The sequence below is a fragment of the Mycobacterium sp. HM-7 genome, from assembly GCF_053852335.1.
This window is the reverse complement of sequence record NZ_CM132657.1, coordinates 4,499,879-4,515,490: the sequence shown is the minus strand read 5'-3', so window position 1 is coordinate 4,515,490 and position 15,612 is coordinate 4,499,879. Positions and strand designations below refer to the sequence as shown.

The following is a 15,612-nucleotide window of genomic DNA, read 5'->3' as shown; positions in this document are numbered from 1 at the left end:
CACTGTGATCCCGGCGATCTCCCAGTGGCAAATCGGACCGGTGCACGTCCCGGTGCACGGTCTGTTCGTGGGCCTGGGTGTGCTGGCCGCGGTGCTCGTATTCGTCCACGAGGCGCGCCGCCGCGGTGCGGTGAACGAACAGTCGCTGGTCGCCGTCACCGGGGCGCTCGTCGGCGGCGCGATCGGGATGCGCCTGTCGGGCCTGACACGCCATCTCGATTTCAGCGCAAACCCGACCGTCTCGCAGGCGTGGGAATACGGCTCCAAGAGCATCCTCGGCGGGCTGTTCGGCGCCTACGTGGGCGTGCTGATCGCCAAACGTCTCGGGGGGTACCGGGGCAAGACCGGCGACCTGTTCGCGCCGGCGGTCGCCTTGGGGATGGCGATCGGGAGGATCGGGTGTCTGCTGACGGAAGCGCCCGGACGCCCGACGACGCTGCCGTGGGGGATACATGCGCCGGCGAGTACCCCCGAGTGCCCGGGATGTGTGGCCGGGCTGGCCATGCACCCGTCGTTCTTGTACGAAATCGGGTTCCAGTTGGCGGCTTTCGCGGTCCTCATGTGGCTGCGGCCGCGGATCACGCATCCCGGCGAGTTGTTCGTCATCTACGTGGCGGCCTACGCGATATTCCGCTTCTTCGTGGAGTTCGTGCGCGCCAACGAGACGGTGTGGCTGGACCTGACACGGCCGCAATGGGTGCTGCTGCCATCATTGGCGCTCTTGGGTTTTCGGATCTGGCGTGGTTATTGCCGTGGCTACTACCGGATTTCGTCGGCAGACAGGGAGGGTGACCATGTCCCAGCAGCCAGGTGAACCACCCGAGGATCAGCCTGCGCATGGCGTGCCACCGGGGCAATATCCCCAGTACCCGCAGTACCCGCAATATCCCCAGCATCCGCAGTACGCGCAGTACGGTTATCCACCGCCGAACCCCAAGGCGATCTCGGGAGGCGGTGTGGTTTGCGGGGTGATCCTCTTTCCGGTGCTGAACGTCGGCGTGGGCTTCCTCACGGTGATGCTCGCCGATCAGCAGAAGGTGCTGCTGGCCTTCGGGGCCGCGCTGCTGGCTCTCCTCGCCTTCGGGGGTGGCTACGCGTTGTGGAAGACGGGTAACCCCGGGTCCAAGGGGCTGGGGCTTGGCCTGATGATCGGCTGGGCGCTCACCTCGATCCTGACCGTCGGCTACTGCACCGGCCTGAACCCCGCGATGTACACATGACGGCGGGGATGGGTCTGCGCGGGGACCGGATACTCCGCTATGTGACGGCCTACTGCCCGCACTGCCACCACGAGGCCCCCGAACGGCCGCTGCGCGACGTGTCGCGGCTGTCCGGCCGGCTTGTCGAGCGCGACGGCAGAGTGTGGCTGGAGCGCGGTTGTCCGGCGCACGGCCTGGTGAGTACGCTCTACGACGAGAGCCCAGAGATTCTGTCGTATCTGGAGGAGTGGACCGCCCCGACCAAGGCGCACATGCCCGACGTCGCAGGCAATTTCGATCCGATCCCCTCCGCCTATCTGCGCGGGCTGCCCGAGATGCAGACCCAGCACACCTGCATCCTGCTCGAAGACATCGCCGAGGTCTGCAATCTGCGGTGCCCCACCTGCTTCACCGACTCATCGCCCGATCTGCGCAACGTGGTGCCGGTCGCCGAGGTGCTCGCCAACGTCGACCAGCGGCTCGCCCGCGAGAACGGGCGGCTGGACGTGCTGATGCTCTCCGGCGGCGAACCGACCCTGCATCCCGACCTGGCCGAGCTGCTCGACGAGCTGACCAGCCGGCCCATCACCCGAATCCTGCTCAACACCAACGGCATCCGGATCGCCACGGATGATGCGCTGCTCGAGCTGCTGAGCGCCCACCGGCACCGCGTCGAGGTGTACCTGCAGTACGACGGGCTGTCCGAGGCGGCGCACCGGCACCACCGCGGCGGCGACCTCCGCAGGATGAAACGGCAGGTGTTGCAGCGCCTTTCGGAGCGCCAGATTTTCACGACGTTGGTGATGGCCGCGGCGCTCGGCGTGAATGACAACGAGATCGGCGACATGGTGCAGCTGGCGCTGAACACCCCCTACGTCGGCGGCATCACCATCCAGCCGCAGTTCGGCTCGGGACGCTCGGGGAGCCTGGACGCGCTCGACCGGCTGACCCACACCGGCGTGCTCAACAGGCTCGGCCCTCAGACCGATGGCCTGATGACCTGGCGCGACCTCACCGCGCTACCGTGTTCGCATCCGCACTGCTGCTCGGTCGGCTACGTGCTGCGCGACGATTCCGGGCACTGGCGCTCGCTGGTCTCGTTGATCGGGCACGACGTCCTCAAAGACCGACTCGGGTTGGTGTCCAACAGGATTGCCGATAGCGAGCTGCCACAGGAACTGCAGCTCGCGGTCCGGGAGTCGCTGCTGGGCCTGCTATCGGAGCAGTCCTCGCTGTCGCACCCCGGGATCGGCGATGTCTGGCGAACCATCTGCCAGAACTGCGATCTGGGCATGCCGACCTTGCTGGCGCTCGCGTCGTCGGCCCTGCCGGGTGGGAAGAGCCGGGTGCGGAAGCTGTTGGGCGAGCGGGTGGTTCGCATCACCGTCAAGCCGTTCATGGACATCTCGACCATGATCGAAGAGCGCCTGGTGCAGTGCTGTGTCCATGTCGGCACCCGCGCCGACCAGGACCAGTGCGCGCCGTTCTGTGCGGTGCAGGCGTGGCCGGCGCTGGGGCGCCAGCGCATGTCGATCGCCGCGGGTAGTGACCTGGGAAAGGCGTTGCCGCTCACGGTGATCTAGCCGCGGCCTGCCATCCACACGCCGCGCTTCGCCACCGCACGAACATGCAGCTTCTTGTCCAGCACCACCAGATCGGCGGACATACCGGGCGCCAGCACGCCGACATCACCGAGGCCCAGCGTGCGCGCCGGCGTCGTCGCCGTCATCGCTATCGCGTGCCGCAGCGACGCATCCGACGCGGGCTCCAAACCCGTTGCCGCCGTGCGGAACAGCGCGTCCATGGTCGCGGTGCCACCCGCGATGGTCGACCGCTCGCGCAGGCGCGCGACCGAGCCGCTGACCTCGACGTCGAGCCCGCCCAGCTGGTAGGCCCCGTCGGGCATGCCCGCCGCCGCCATCGCATCGGTGATCAGCGCGACGCGGTCCGAGCCGGCGGTGCTGGCCACCTGGTGGACCAGCGCGGGATGTAGGTGGACGCCGTCGGCGATGAGCTCAACCGTCACCCGGGTGTCTTCCAGCAGGGCGAGCGCCGGTCCCGGGTCGCGGTGGTGCAGCGGACGCATGCCGTTGAAGACATGGGTGCCGACGGTGGCGCCCAGTTGCAGCGCCCGTTTGGTCTCTTCGTAGCTGGCATCGGTATGGCCCACGGCGACAATGACTCCCGCGGCGACGAACCGTTCGATCGCGACGTCGGCACCGGGCAGTTCCGGGGCGATCGTCACCATCCGGATCGCACCGTCGGCTGCGGCGAGCACCGAGTCGATCTCCGCGGGGTCGGGGTCACGCAGCTGCGTCACGTCGTGCGCACCACAGCGCGCCGAACTCAGCCACGGACCCTCCAGGTGAATCCCGGCGACGACGCCGTCGCGTACCGAGTCGGCCAAGGTCTGAACTTGAGCCAACAGGACATCCGGCGCGGCGGTGACCAGACTGGCCAGCGTCGTGGTGGTCCCGTGGGCGCGGTGAAACTCGACGGCCCGCGCTATATCGTCGGGATCGTCGGTGCCGTAGGAGAATCCACCGCCGCCGTGCACATGCATGTCCACGAGGCCCGGCACCACGACACCGTCGGGGAAGTCGACGTCGACGCCGCGGGGCGGGGCGCCGCTGCCGCACGCCACGACGCGGTCACCACTGATCTCCAGCCACCCGGGCCGGCACACGGTATCGCCGAGCACCATCGTGCCGGCAGAGATGAGCGTCATCGCCCGTCAGTCTCTACCGGTCGGCGTGCTGTGGGCGCCGATTGATGGAACGGGCGGCCATCATCAGCGAGAGCACCACCGCGCCCCCGACCACGCCGACTCCGACCCGGATCGGCACCGCATCGATGGGCGGCAGGCCGTCGAGGGCCTGCGCGGCCGCCGGATGCTTGGCGTCGGGCTTGCGCTGGATGAGCGACGGGTCCGGCTCGATCAACGTGCCGACCTTGGTGCCCGGCGGGGTGGCGAACCCGTAGTCCAGCAGGTGTGCGGCCTGTTCCCACGGCGCGATCGGAACCCTGGTGCCGTGCAACAGAATCGCGACCAGCCGTCGTCCACCGCGGTCGGCGGCACCGACGAACGTCTGCCCGGCGTCGTCGGTGTAGCCGGTCTTTCCGCCGAGCGCGCCCGGGTAGTTGTAGAGCAGCTTGTTGTCGTTCTCCAGCTCATAGCTGGGGTGGTCGCCGGGTTCGCCGGGCTTGGCCGGGTGCCCGGGGAATTCGTACTTCTGCGTCGCGACGATCGAGGCGAACGTGGGGTTCTGCCAGGCGTAGCGGTAGAACAGGCCCATGTCGTAGGCCGAGGTGCTCATGCCCGGGCCGTCAAGGCCGGACGGGGTGGCGGCGCGGGTATCACGACCGCCCAGCTTCGAGGCCAGGTCGTTGATCTTGCCGACCGCGGTGTCCATGCCGCCGACCTGCATCGCCAGGGCGTGCGCGGCGTCGTTGCCCGAATGCATGAGCAGGCCGTGCAGCAGGTCGTTGACGGTGTAGATGCCGCCGTCGTCGACGCCGACCCGGGTGCCTTCGGCGGCCGCGTCGTCGGGGGTGCCGGTGACGCGCTTGTTGACGGGCAGTTCGCGCAGTGCCTGCGTCGCGATCAGCACCTTGATGATGCTGGCGGGGCGGTGGCGGCCGTGCGGATCCTTGGCGGCGATGATGTCGCCGTTGTCGAGGTCGGCCAGGATCCACGCGTCAGCCGAGACATCACCGGGCAGTGGCGGCATGTCCGGTGCGGCGACGACGCCGCAGCCGCCCATGAGGTCCCCGCCGAGCGGCGTGGCCGGCACCGGGATCGGGGCCGGCGGGTCGCCGGCCTTGGGCACCTCGGACTGGTCGACGGCGGGCGGGGTATTCACCCGGTACGGGCACGGATCGGCGGCGGGCGGATCGGGTTCGGCATAGGCCAGCGCCGGTGCGGCCGTCAGGAAAAACGCCGCTGCCAGGGCTGCAGCGCGTTGTGACGTGGATCGGGTGGTCGCCATGGTGTCGTCAGATTAGGCGACGGACCACCGGATTCGGGGTAGCCGCGCTGTGACAATTGGGGTTGAAGTTACAAATGTGAATTAGCTGACCGAGGGTTACCGACGCTCGGGCAGCGCGCAGTGAGCAAGCGCGGGGACCCCGATGGAGCTCATCCAGAGCCGCCCGTCGTGCTCGACCAGTCCGGTGACCTGTCCGAACTGGCGGTGCTTCCCACGCACGCCGGCCACCGCCGCACCGGTGTCCGGGTCGAACGCGACGGCCCACACCTCCAGCGGCATCTGTGGCTGCAGCGCCTCCGGCAACCGCCAGACCAACTGGCGCAGAATGGTCGGCCGCGGGGCCAGCCACTCGGCGGCGCCATTGATCGGGGTGACGAACGCGACCCAGATCCGGCCGTCGGCGCCCGTCGAGATGTTGTCGGGCATTCCGGGCAGGTTGACCGCCAACGGGGTGACGGCTCCGGCCCGCGGTCCGGAGAGCCAGTACTTCGACAGTCGGCGGCCCTGGGTCTCGGCGAACACCAGCGCGGTGCCGTCGGCGGTGACGGTGACGCCATTGGCGAAGTACAGGCCGTCGCGCAGCATGCTCACCGTGCCGTCGGTCGCCAGCTTGTAGAGGCCGCCGTCGCCGCGCGCCTCGAGGATGGCCGCGCGGAAATGCTCGTAGTGGAACGAACTCGTCGACTCGGTGAAATAGATTGTGCCGTCATCGGTTTCGGTCACGTTCGAGCAGAACCGCAGCGGCCGGCCGTCGATGTCGGGCACCAGCACCTCCAATGCACCGGTGCCGGGGTCCAGGGACAGCAGCCCCCGATAGCTGTCGCAGACCAGCAGCCGCCCGTCCCGCGCGACGTGTAGACCCAGCGGCCGACCGCCGGTGTCGGCCACCACCTGGATGTCGCCGTCGGGGGAGATCCGCACGATCCGGCCGTCGACCAGACCCGTCCACAATGCGCCGTCGGCGCCGACGACGACGTCCTCCGGGGCGTCGCCGGGCATCGGCACGATGGTGAGTTCGGGGGAGGGGAAGTCAGGGAGTGCGTCGACCGGCGGCGGGGTCCAGCGCACGGGATTGATGGACGGCTTGTTCGGCACGCGTTGACGGTATCGCCAATCGGTGCACCGCTGAGCGGGATTCGTCAGTCGCGACGGAATTCCTTGCCGGTCGCGGAGTCCACCGCGGTCTCGCCCGGCGGCAGGTTCGACAGATCGGGCGCGATGACCGTGGGCATGTCGCCGGAGTCCGGCAACCCGAAATGCACCGATCCGGAATGACCGGAGGCCGCGGTGTCCAGCACCAGGTCATGGCGCCGGGGCAACGTCAGCCCACGGAAGTACTCCGGCTGCGCGACGCGCCACACGAACATCAGGACCACGCCCAGCAACAGCCCGACGACGCCGACCACACCCACCGCGCCGAAGCCGAAAATGGTGACGTCGTGGTGGTTTTCGTCCTTGAGCCAGTCCGGCTTGCTGTACTGGACCAGGCCGTAGCCGAACACCACGGACAGCGTGATGCCGCCGACCAGTGGCAGCAGGCCGCGCATCACGAAGTCACGAGTGTTCCGGGTCAACGTCTTTCGGTAGAACCAGGCGCAGGCGAACCCGGTCAGCGCGTAGTAGAACGCGATCATCAGGCCGACCGAGCCGATCAGGGCCGTCAACAGATCGGCACTGATCGCGGTGAACAGCACGTAGCACAGCACCGACAACACGCCCATCACGATGGTCGAGGTGGTCGGCGTCAGGTACTGCCGATGAATCTTCGCGAAACTCTGTGGCAGCGCGCGGTATACGCCCATGGACAGGGTGGTGCGCGCTGTCGGCATGATGGTGGTCTGTGTCGAGGCGGCCGCGGATGTCAGGATCGACGCCGACAGCAGCAGCATTCCGATCTTCCCGATCACGCTGTCGCCGAACAACGATGGCCCGATGGCGGTGAACACATCCTTGGCGTTGTCCTGGTTGCCCAGTCCGATGCCCTCGGTGCCGACGCCCGCGAACGCGATGGTCGAGACGGTCACCAACGCGTAGGTGGCCAGCAGCAGGAATGTCGAGATGACGGCGGCGCGGCCCGGGGTACGGCCTGGATCGTCGGACTCCTCGTTGCACGCCACCGCGGTGTCCCAACCCCAGTAGATGAAGATCGTGGCCAGTACCGCCGGGGCGATCACCGTGCCGAAATCCATTCCGCCAGGCCAGAACCAGGACCACGACGGCATGACCGAGTACGCGTGCCCGTGGTGGGTGTACACCTTCACCAGCGCCACGACCGACACCACGATCAGCACCACGACCTCGACGCTCAACAGCACGTACTGCAACCGGGCCGACACCTCGATACCCCGGTAGCAGATGTACGTCATCAGGACGACCCAGATGACGCCCGCCACCGTCGACCACAGCGTGCTGCTCGCCAGGCCGGCGGCCGAATGCCAACCGAGGTCACCGACGAACGTGAACGAATACGACCCGGCGATCTGCGCCAGATTGGCCATCACGATGACGTCGGAGGCGATGATGCCCCAGCCGCCGAGCCAGCCGACCACCGGCCCGAAAGCCCTTGCCGCCCAGGTGAACGTGGTGCCGCAGTCGGGCTCGGCCTTGTTCAGCTCCTGGTAGGCGACGGCGATCAGGTACATCGGCACGAACGAAATGAGCATGATCGCAGGGGCTTTCACCCCGGCGAGCAGCGTGCCACTGGTGGCGATGACGAGGCCGAGCGTCGCGGCGAGGCTGTAGGCCGGCGCCGTGGACGCGAGCCCGACCACCACGCTGGACACCAGACCGAGGGCGCCCCGTTTGAGGCCTTTGTCCCGGGCGACGATGTCTGGCGCTGTCGTGGTCATCTGCTCCCTGCTCATCCGGTTGATCGACCAGAAGATGCTACGGGTTCGCCGGCCTGCACCCGGCGTCGTACGTTTGTGTGGTGACCACTGCGCAGGACACCGACGAATTCGAGCGGCTGCGCCCGCATCTGCTGTCCGTCGCCTACCGGCTGACCGGTGTGTACGCCGACGCCGAGGACATCGTGCAGGACGCGTGGTTGCGCTGGCACAGCGCCGATGTCGACACCATCGTGGAGCCCCGGGCCTGGCTGACGACCGTCGTGAGTCGTCTCGGCCTGGACCGGCTGCGGTCCGCCGCGCACCGCCGCGAGGCGTATTTCGGTGAGTGGCTGCCCGAACCGGTGGTGACGGGATTCGACGCGTCCGACCCGTTGGCCGCGGTGGTCGCGGGCGAGGACGCGCGCTTCGCCGCGATGGTGGTGCTGGAGCGACTGACGCCCGACCAACGGGTGGCCTTCGTGCTGCACGACGGCTTCGCGGTGCCGTTCTCGGAGATCGCATCGGTGCTCGGCGTGACGGATGCCGGTGCGCGCCAGCTCGCGTCCCGAGCCCGGCGCGCGGTGTCCGCGGCGCCGGCGCCGCCGCCGGATGCCGGCCACAACGAGGTCGTCGGCAAGCTGATGGCCGCCCTGGCCAGTGGCGACATGGCCGCCGTCGTCGAACTGCTGCACCCCGACGCGACGTTCACCGGCGACTCCAACCGTCGGGCACCGACGGCGCCGCGCACCATCGTCGGCGCGGACAAGGTGGCGCGGTTCCTGTTCGGCTTGGCCAGGCGCTATGGGCCGCAATGGCTTTCGACGTCGCAACTCGCGCTCATCAACGGCGAGCTCGGCGCGTACACCCCTGGCCTGCCCGCCGACGGCGGGCACCCCGAGATGCTGCCGCGCGTCACCGCGATGACCGTGCGGGATGGCAAAGTCGTCGCGTTGTGGGACATCGCGAACCCGGACAAGTTCACGGCGTCACCGCTTCGGTCTGATTAGCGGCTCGCCGCTTCGGTCGGACTAGCGGCTCGCCGCTGCGGCCTGACTAGCGGCTCGCCGCTGCGGCCTGACTAGCGGCTCGCGTTAGAGGACGTACGGAATCAGCGCCTTGCGGTCGGTGGGGTACTCGGGGAATTTCTTGTGGTACCAGGTGTGGGTGCCGAGCGCCCGGGGAATCAGATTGCCCGCCGTGATCAACAGGATGGCCAGGCCGGGCAGCGCCCAGGTCAGCAGCGCAAAACCGGACCAGGCGATGAGCTCGCCCAGGTACGCCGGGCTGGTCACATACCGGAAGCCGCCGCCGAAGGGAATGCGGTATTCAGCTCCGCCCGGGTTGTTCTTGTCGCGCAGGTTCCGCACGATCGATTCCGAGTTGACCAGCAGGGCGAATCCGCACAGATAGACCACCAGTCCCACCAGGAACCGCGGGTCGGTCAGCCATGCGGTGGTGTACTGCCCGAAGAAGTCGTGGCTGAACAGGGTCCCGTTGAGGTAGCCGTGCATCGACGTGACGAGCATGCCCATCACGATCACCGACACGTTGAAGGTGCCGCGCTTGCCGGGCGCCTGGCGGATCGCGAGCGGAAAGAACCAACCCCGGTTGGCGTAGTGCAGCAGCCAGATGCCGGCCAGCACCAGCGACGTCGGCTCGAACCGGTGTGGTCCGGCCAGGTAGCTGACGAGGAACACGACGGTCGCCGGGATCTCCATCAGCCACCAGCCGAGCTTCGGGTTGAGGTTCAGGCCGAGTTTTGTCGTCGAGAACCGTCCGTACGAACTCTGCGCGAAGAAACCGCCGATGATCACGAACGCGGCGAACGCGAACGCCGCGGTCAGCACCGTGTCATAGAACGTGTTGCCGGTGTACCAATGCATGGCGGTTCCTCGCTGAACAGGTGGTTTCAGCGGCCCTTGCCGCTATTTCTGTAACGTGTTCTACCACCTGCTCCGTCCTTGGGGCCAGTGCGGCTCACTCAGCCCATGGCACCCGGCACGCGTCGCCCGAGCTGAAGCCCTGCTCGGTGATGCCGAGCGCCGCGTACATCCGGGCCCGCATGTTCTCGACGCCGACCTGGTAGGTCAGCTCGATGACGCCGGCCTCGCCGAACCGGCGCTTGAGGTCGTCGACCTGTTCGTCGGTGACGTTGTGTGGATCGGTGGTCATCGCGTCGGCGTAGGCGATCGCGGCCCGTTCGTCGCCGGTGAACAAATCGGATGTCGCATAACTGTCTATGTGCTTGAGCCGTTCGGTGTCCAGGCTCTCCAGGCGCATGAGCATGGTGCCGAAGTCGACGCACCAGGAGCAGCCCACGGTGCGGGCGGTCCACAACACGGCCAGGTCGCGGACCGAGTCGGGCAGCGTCTTCGAACCGCTCTTCAACAGGCCCTCATGCACGGCGTTGGCGACCAGCAGCCGTGGGTGGTGCGCCGCTACGGCGAACGGCTCGGGCACCTCGCCGAACTCACGCTTGGCGTAGCGGTACATGAGCCGGGTCAGTAGGCCGGCCTTTTGCGGGGGCAGGGGTGCGATGCGTGGTGTCTGGTTCATATCTGTCGGACGAGACAGCGTGGCGAGGTGTGACGGCGCGTGGTGCGCATCACGGCAGCGGCTACGGTAGAGCCCATGTCCGTGGCCCCGAACCCCGCGTCGGTGAGTGGCTACGAGGCGCGGTGGGAGCAGCACAACGCCGAACGCCGGTCCCAGATCCTGCTCGCGATGATCGAGCTGCTGGAGGAGAGCCCGTCGGGCGCCGACATCTCCGTCGCCGCGATCGCCAAGCGCGCGGGCGTCGCCAAGTCGGTGATCTACCGGCAGACCTCCGGCAAGGAGGAACTCGAGCGCCGGGTGCGGTCGTACCTCATCGACGACTTCGGCTCTGTCCTGGTCGGCAAGCTCGACATCACCGAGGGCTCGCTGCGGGAGATTCTGACCCGCACCATCGAGGCGGTCGCCGACTGGATGATCGACCATCCGCGGCTGAACGAGTTCGCCCGCAACGGTCCGTCGTTCGAGGGCGACGAGACGCTCGACGCCGTGGGCGAACTGAAGCTGCGCATCATCGAACGCGCGGACGGCATCATCGGCGCCATCACGCTCGCCATCGGCGTCGACGACAGCGCGTTCAAACTCGTCCCGCTGGCGATCGTGACCATGGTGGAGGAGACACTGTTCGCGTGGGTGCGCAGTCCGGCGCCGACACATACCCGCGAACAGATGATCGCGCACCTGGCCGACTTCACCTGGTACGTCATCGACGGTGCCGCACGGGCCATCGGTTTCGAGGTCAGCCGGGACGAACCGCTCGTCGCCGTGGTCGCCGCGCTGGCGAACCGTCAGGCAAGCAACCCCGCGTTGTAATCGGCCACGAGGCTGCGCACGGTCTCCTGCGCGCAGGACTTGTTGGTGCCGATGAACCCCGTCGGCCCGCGCTTGATCCAGCCGGTCACGTACGTCGCCGCGACGCCCACGACCCGGCCCTCGTCGTTGGGGATGGTGCCACGCGCGTCGTCGAACGGCAGGTCGACCGCGGGCCGGCCACGGTAGCCGATCGAAGTCAGCACGAGTCCGGCGGTGACGGTGTGCAGGTCGCCGGTCGGCTTCACCTTGGTAGTCCCGTCGGGCGCCGCCACCAGTTCGTTGCGCGCGAACTCGACTGCCACGCCGTCGGGAGCGCCGCTGATGGTGGTAGGCGACTGCAGGTACTCCAACACGATGCGGCGGTTGCCGGGCCGTCGCGGCAGGTCCCGCAGGATGCGGGCGCGAGGGTCGGTCTCCGGCAGCGCCTGGAGATCCTCATCGGAGACGACGACGTCCACATCGGGCATGGACGTCAGACCGACCAGCTCCGGCACGGTGAACGCCGACTGCGCGAGTCCGCGTCGCCCGACGACGACCACGTCTTGAATCTTGCTCTGCCGCAAGGCCTTCAACGCGTGCGGTGCGATGTCGGTGGCGGCGAGGCGCTCTGGATCGGTGGTCAGGATCCGAGCCACGTCGAGCGCGACGTTGCCGTTGCCGATCACGACGGCACGCGGCTGCGACAGATCGAACGTGGCGTCGGCGAAGTCCGGGTGGCCGTTGTACCAAGCCACGAAACGGGTGGCCGAACTGACGGCGGGCAGGTCGGCGCCGGACACCTCGAGCGGACGGTCCGTGGATGCGCCCACCGCATAGATGACCGCGTCGTGGTCGGCGAGCAACTGCTCGTGGGTGACGTCGGTGCCGACCTCGACCCCGGTCATCAGCTCCAGCCGCGGGTTCGCGGTGATGGCGTCGAACTGCCGGGACACACCCCGGGTGCGCTGGTGGTCGGGTGCCACGCCGAACCGCGCGAGGCCGCCGGGCTGGGGCAGCCGCTCGTACATCCGGACGCGCGCGGCCGGGATGGTCAGCACCTCGTCGGCGGCATACATGGCTGCCGGGCCGGAGCCGACGATGGCGACGCGCAGCGCGCCGGGCGCCCGCACCTGCAGCGGCGGCACGACGGGCGCCAGCAGCGGACGGGGCCGCGGTTCCCGATAGAAGTCGGCATTGAGCTCGAGGAAGACCTTCTCCGCCGGGTCCAGCGAACCGTCGTGCTTGATGGCGTCGACCGGGCAGGCCGTCACGCACGCGCCGCAGTCGACGCACTCGACCGGGTCGATGTAGAGCATCTCGGCGGTGTGGAAGTCGGGCTCGTCGGGCGTGGGATGAATGCAGTTGACCGGGCAGGCGTAGACGCAGGACGCGTCGCTGCAGCAGGACTGCGTGATGACGTGGGGCATCAGGAGATCAGCTGTGCCTCGCGGTCGGGGGCGCTGCGGTAGCGCGCCGTCTCACCGGCGATGCCGCAGCGCTTCCACATCCAGCGGCCGACACGGTTCATCAGGCCGATCTCCTCGGCCAGGCCCCGGGTCTCGTCGAAATAGCTCGCCATGATCCTGCGCGACTGCGGACTGCGCCAGAATGCCTGCCGCATGACGTCTTTCGGGATGTCGAACTGCTTGCTCAACGACTTCGGCGACGCCATGATCTCGTGCGCCAGCCACCGGAGCGTCAGCGGGAAGGCCACGGTGGCGAACGCCTTGAAGCGCCACGACCGTTCCGGCATGTGGGTCTTGAGGAATTCGTTGGCCCACGAGATGTGCCGGGCCTCCTCGGCGATGTGAATCTGCATGGTCCGCAGCACCGCCGGCGGCAGGCTGGCGCCCTCGCGGATCATGCCCTTCTGGAAGTGGTCGATGGGCTCTTCACCGGCGAGGATGCCGGCCATGAACGCCGTCGGCGAGTACTGACCGACCAGCCCGATGTACGGCGACAGCCGGAAGAACAGCTTGCGCATGCCAGGCACATCGGTCCCGGAGCGGTTGACCAGCTCCTGGAACATCTGGATGTGGTTGCACTCTTCGGTCATCTCGTGCAGCGCGTACCGGAACTCGGGGGAGTTGTTCGGCAGCTTCATGATGAACGCCATCAGCCCGCGGATCAGGATGCTCTCGAATGCCGCACCCACCTTCACGGTGTTGAGCGTCCGCCACCGGCCGATCTCGATCTGCCGCTCCAGCGGCTGGCTCTGGTACCACTGCGTGGCGCCCAGCGGGTCGATGGTGGGGGAGAGCACCCAGCGTCGATCCTGCAGGTCAATCGCCATCTCCGGGGAATCCCACGCGATGTCGAGGTACGGGTCGAAGCGGCGTCGCACGGAGCCTTCGGACAACACGTCCAACAGGTTCTGGTAGCTGGGCTCCACAGCATTGGGGACCGTCATGAGATCCAATTTACCGGGAACGATGGTCCCAGTAAATACCTGCGCCCAACATGAGCTTGTGTGTCACGAGCGGCAAGGATCTGGCACACAAGCTCATGTTCGGCGTGGTTGGAACCGCGCAGGTCGCGCGGCCGTCATATCCGTATGCCATTTTTGGGCTCTGAGGCGCGGGCGTCCGGCGCCGCTAACCGCTATCAACTGCGAACCCGCTACCAGCACGTCTATCGCGACGTCTACGCCCCGCTCGGGCAAGTAATCACACCCGTCGACAAGGCCATCGCGGCTTGGTTGTGGTCAGGCCGGCGAGGTGTGGTGGCCGGATTGTCGGCGTCGGCCCTGCACGGTTCCCGCTGGATCGGCGACCACGAGCCTGCGGAACTCAATCAGGCGAGCCTCCATGGGGAAGCCGGAATTGTATTGCACAGCGACCAGCTCGCCGAGGACGAGATTTGCCTGGTCCGAGGGATGCGGGCCACAACACCTGCCAGGACGGCATTCGATCTGGGCCGTCGGAAGGGACAGGCGCAGGCCGTCATCCGCCTCGACGCGCTAGTTCAAGCCACGCAGTTGAAACTCCCTGACGTGCAAGCACTTATTGACCGGCATCCCGGCGTTAGAGGGCTTCGTCAGTTACGTAACGTGCTCGACCGCGCCGACTACGGCTCCGAATCACCGCAGGAGACCCGGCTACGACTGCTGTTCACCGAGCACGGCATGCGTCCGACGCACACCCAGATCGAGGTCTACGACGGCAGATACCTCGTCGGCCGGATCGACATGGGCTGGCCTGAGTGGAAGGTCGGCGTCCAGTACGACGGCATCCAGCACTGGGAGGACCCACGTCAGCGCACCCGCGACATCGATCAGACCGTCGAGTACGAGGACCTCGGCTGGCGGATCATCCGGGTGGGCGCCGACCTGTTGCGGTACCGCCAACCGATCATCATTGCTCGCACCCGGGCGGCACTACGCGCTGCCGGTGGACCCTACTGACGAAAATGAGCTTGTGTCCCAAATCCTTGCGAGATTTGGTACACAAGCTCAGTTTCGGCAGCGGGAAAGACTTACCGCGCAAACATCAAGGCGCGCTTGACTTCCTGGATCGCCTTGGTCACCTGGATGCCGCGGGGGCAGGCCTCGGTGCAGTTGAAGGTGGTGCGGCAGCGCCACACCCCGTCGACCTCGTTGAGGATGTCGAGGCGCTCGGCGGCCGCCTCGTCACGCGAGTCGAAGATGAACCGGTGCGCGTTGACGATCGCGGCGGGGCCGAAGTACGAGCCCTCGCTCCAGTACACCGGGCACGACGTGGTGCAGCAGGCGCACAGGATGCACTTGGTGGTGTCGTCGAAGCGGGCGCGGTCGGTCTGCGACTGGATGCGCTCACGGGTCGGGGGGTTACCCGACGTGATGAGGAACGGCTTCACGGCGCGGTAGGCGTCGAAGAACGGCTCCATGTCCACCACGAGGTCCTTCTCCACGGGCAGGCCGCGGATGGGCTCGATGGTGATGGTGAGGTCCTTGCCGGCCTTCTTCGGCAGCAGGTCGCGCATGAGGACCTTGCAGGCCAGGCGGTTGACACCGTTGATCCGCATGGCGTCCGAACCGCACACACCGTGCGCGCAGGACCGGCGGAACGTCAGCGTGCCGTCCAGGTAGCCCTTCACGTACAGCAGCAGGTTGAGCAACCGGTCGCTGGGCAGGCACGGCACGCGGAAGCTCTGGAAGCCGGCGGCGTCCGGGTTCTCCGGGTTGAACCGGGCGATCTTCAGCGTGACCATGACGGCGCCGTCCGGCACCGGGGGCAGGGCCTGGTCGGTCCCTTTGTCCAGAACAGCAGTCAT

The 15,612-nt window shown here is 67.6% G+C and carries 15 protein-coding genes; 6 read left to right on the top strand and 9 right to left on the bottom strand.

Annotation, left to right across the window (positions count from 1 at the left end; genetic code table 11):
* Positions 1-4 precede the first annotated feature (4 nt).
* The 3 genes from ACWW1C_RS21725 to ACWW1C_RS21715 are packed head-to-tail and all read left to right on the top strand — an operon-like array spanning position 5 to position 2,782.
* Positions 5-814: a prolipoprotein diacylglyceryl transferase gene (locus tag ACWW1C_RS21725; RefSeq protein WP_455980197.1), complete on the top strand. Its 810-nt coding sequence runs from the start codon at positions 5-7 to the stop codon at positions 812-814.
* Positions 795-1,220 (top strand): hypothetical protein, encoded by a 426-nt coding sequence (locus ACWW1C_RS21720; protein WP_455980196.1) that lies wholly within the window; start codon positions 795-797, stop codon positions 1,218-1,220. Before ACWW1C_RS21725 ends, ACWW1C_RS21720 begins: the two co-directional genes overlap by 20 nt.
* A complete protein-coding gene (locus ACWW1C_RS21715; protein ID WP_455980195.1) occupies positions 1,217-2,782 on the top strand; it encodes a radical SAM protein in 1,566 nt (521 codons plus the stop codon). Before ACWW1C_RS21720 ends, ACWW1C_RS21715 begins: the two co-directional genes overlap by 4 nt.
* Here the strand turns inward: ACWW1C_RS21715 and nagA are convergent.
* From nagA to ACWW1C_RS21695, 4 genes are all read right to left on the bottom strand, one after another.
* A complete protein-coding gene (nagA, locus tag ACWW1C_RS21710) occupies positions 2,779-3,927 on the bottom strand; it encodes an N-acetylglucosamine-6-phosphate deacetylase (RefSeq protein ID WP_455980194.1) in 1,149 nt (382 codons plus the stop codon). The genes ACWW1C_RS21715 and nagA overlap by 4 nt on opposite strands.
* 13 nt (positions 3,928-3,940) lie before the next feature.
* A complete protein-coding gene (locus ACWW1C_RS21705) occupies positions 3,941-5,188 on the bottom strand; it encodes a D-alanyl-D-alanine carboxypeptidase family protein (RefSeq protein WP_455980193.1) in 1,248 nt (415 codons plus the stop codon).
* A gap of 96 nt (positions 5,189-5,284) precedes the next feature.
* Positions 5,285-6,283: an SMP-30/gluconolactonase/LRE family protein gene (locus ACWW1C_RS21700; protein ID WP_455980192.1), complete on the bottom strand. Its 999-nt coding sequence runs from the start codon at positions 6,281-6,283 to the stop codon at positions 5,285-5,287.
* 44 nt (positions 6,284-6,327) lie between these two features.
* Positions 6,328-8,037 (bottom strand): APC family permease, encoded by a 1,710-nt coding sequence (locus ACWW1C_RS21695; RefSeq protein ID WP_455980191.1) that lies wholly within the window; start codon positions 8,035-8,037, stop codon positions 6,328-6,330.
* 80 nt (positions 8,038-8,117) lie between these two features.
* On the opposite strand from ACWW1C_RS21695, the gene ACWW1C_RS21690 reads away from it, so the two are divergent.
* Positions 8,118-9,023, top strand: a complete 906-nt coding sequence (locus tag ACWW1C_RS21690) for a sigma-70 family RNA polymerase sigma factor (protein WP_455980190.1) — start codon at positions 8,118-8,120, stop codon at positions 9,021-9,023.
* Between the two features lie 84 nt (positions 9,024-9,107).
* Here ACWW1C_RS21690 and ACWW1C_RS21685 read toward each other — a convergent pair whose 3' ends face one another.
* Together ACWW1C_RS21685 and ACWW1C_RS21680 are read right to left on the bottom strand one after the other, a co-directional pair.
* Positions 9,108-9,899, bottom strand: a complete 792-nt coding sequence (locus ACWW1C_RS21685) for a 3-oxo-5-alpha-steroid 4-dehydrogenase (RefSeq protein WP_455980189.1) — start codon at positions 9,897-9,899, stop codon at positions 9,108-9,110.
* Positions 9,900-9,993: 94 nt separating this feature from the next.
* Positions 9,994-10,572 (bottom strand): carboxymuconolactone decarboxylase family protein, encoded by a 579-nt coding sequence (locus ACWW1C_RS21680; protein WP_455980188.1) that lies wholly within the window; start codon positions 10,570-10,572, stop codon positions 9,994-9,996.
* 75 nt (positions 10,573-10,647) lie between these two features.
* Between ACWW1C_RS21680 and ACWW1C_RS21675 the strand changes: the two genes are divergently transcribed.
* On the top strand, positions 10,648-11,382 hold the full coding sequence (locus ACWW1C_RS21675; protein WP_455980187.1) for a TetR/AcrR family transcriptional regulator: 735 nt from the start codon (positions 10,648-10,650) through the stop codon (positions 11,380-11,382).
* Here ACWW1C_RS21675 and ACWW1C_RS21670 read toward each other — a convergent pair.
* Positions 11,358-12,788 carry an FAD-dependent oxidoreductase gene (locus tag ACWW1C_RS21670; protein ID WP_455980186.1) on the bottom strand — a complete coding sequence of 477 codons (1,431 nt, stop codon included), beginning with the start codon at positions 12,786-12,788 and terminating at the stop codon, positions 11,358-11,360. The genes ACWW1C_RS21675 and ACWW1C_RS21670 overlap by 25 nt on opposite strands.
* Positions 12,788-13,780 (bottom strand): AurF N-oxygenase family protein, encoded by a 993-nt coding sequence (locus ACWW1C_RS21665; RefSeq protein WP_455980185.1) that lies wholly within the window; start codon positions 13,778-13,780, stop codon positions 12,788-12,790. Before ACWW1C_RS21665 ends, ACWW1C_RS21670 begins: the two co-directional genes overlap by 1 nt.
* A 135-nt stretch (positions 13,781-13,915) precedes the next feature.
* On the opposite strand from ACWW1C_RS21665, the gene ACWW1C_RS21660 reads away from it, so the two are divergent.
* Entirely contained in the window at positions 13,916-14,764 is an 849-nt protein-coding gene (locus tag ACWW1C_RS21660; protein WP_455980184.1) for a hypothetical protein, read from the top strand.
* A gap of 71 nt (positions 14,765-14,835) precedes the next feature.
* Here the strand turns inward: ACWW1C_RS21660 and ACWW1C_RS21655 are convergent, their stop codons facing one another.
* The gene (locus tag ACWW1C_RS21655) at positions 14,836-15,612 is read right to left on the bottom strand and encodes a succinate dehydrogenase iron-sulfur subunit (RefSeq protein WP_455980183.1); all 777 of its coding nucleotides are present in this window, start codon (positions 15,610-15,612) and stop codon (positions 14,836-14,838) included.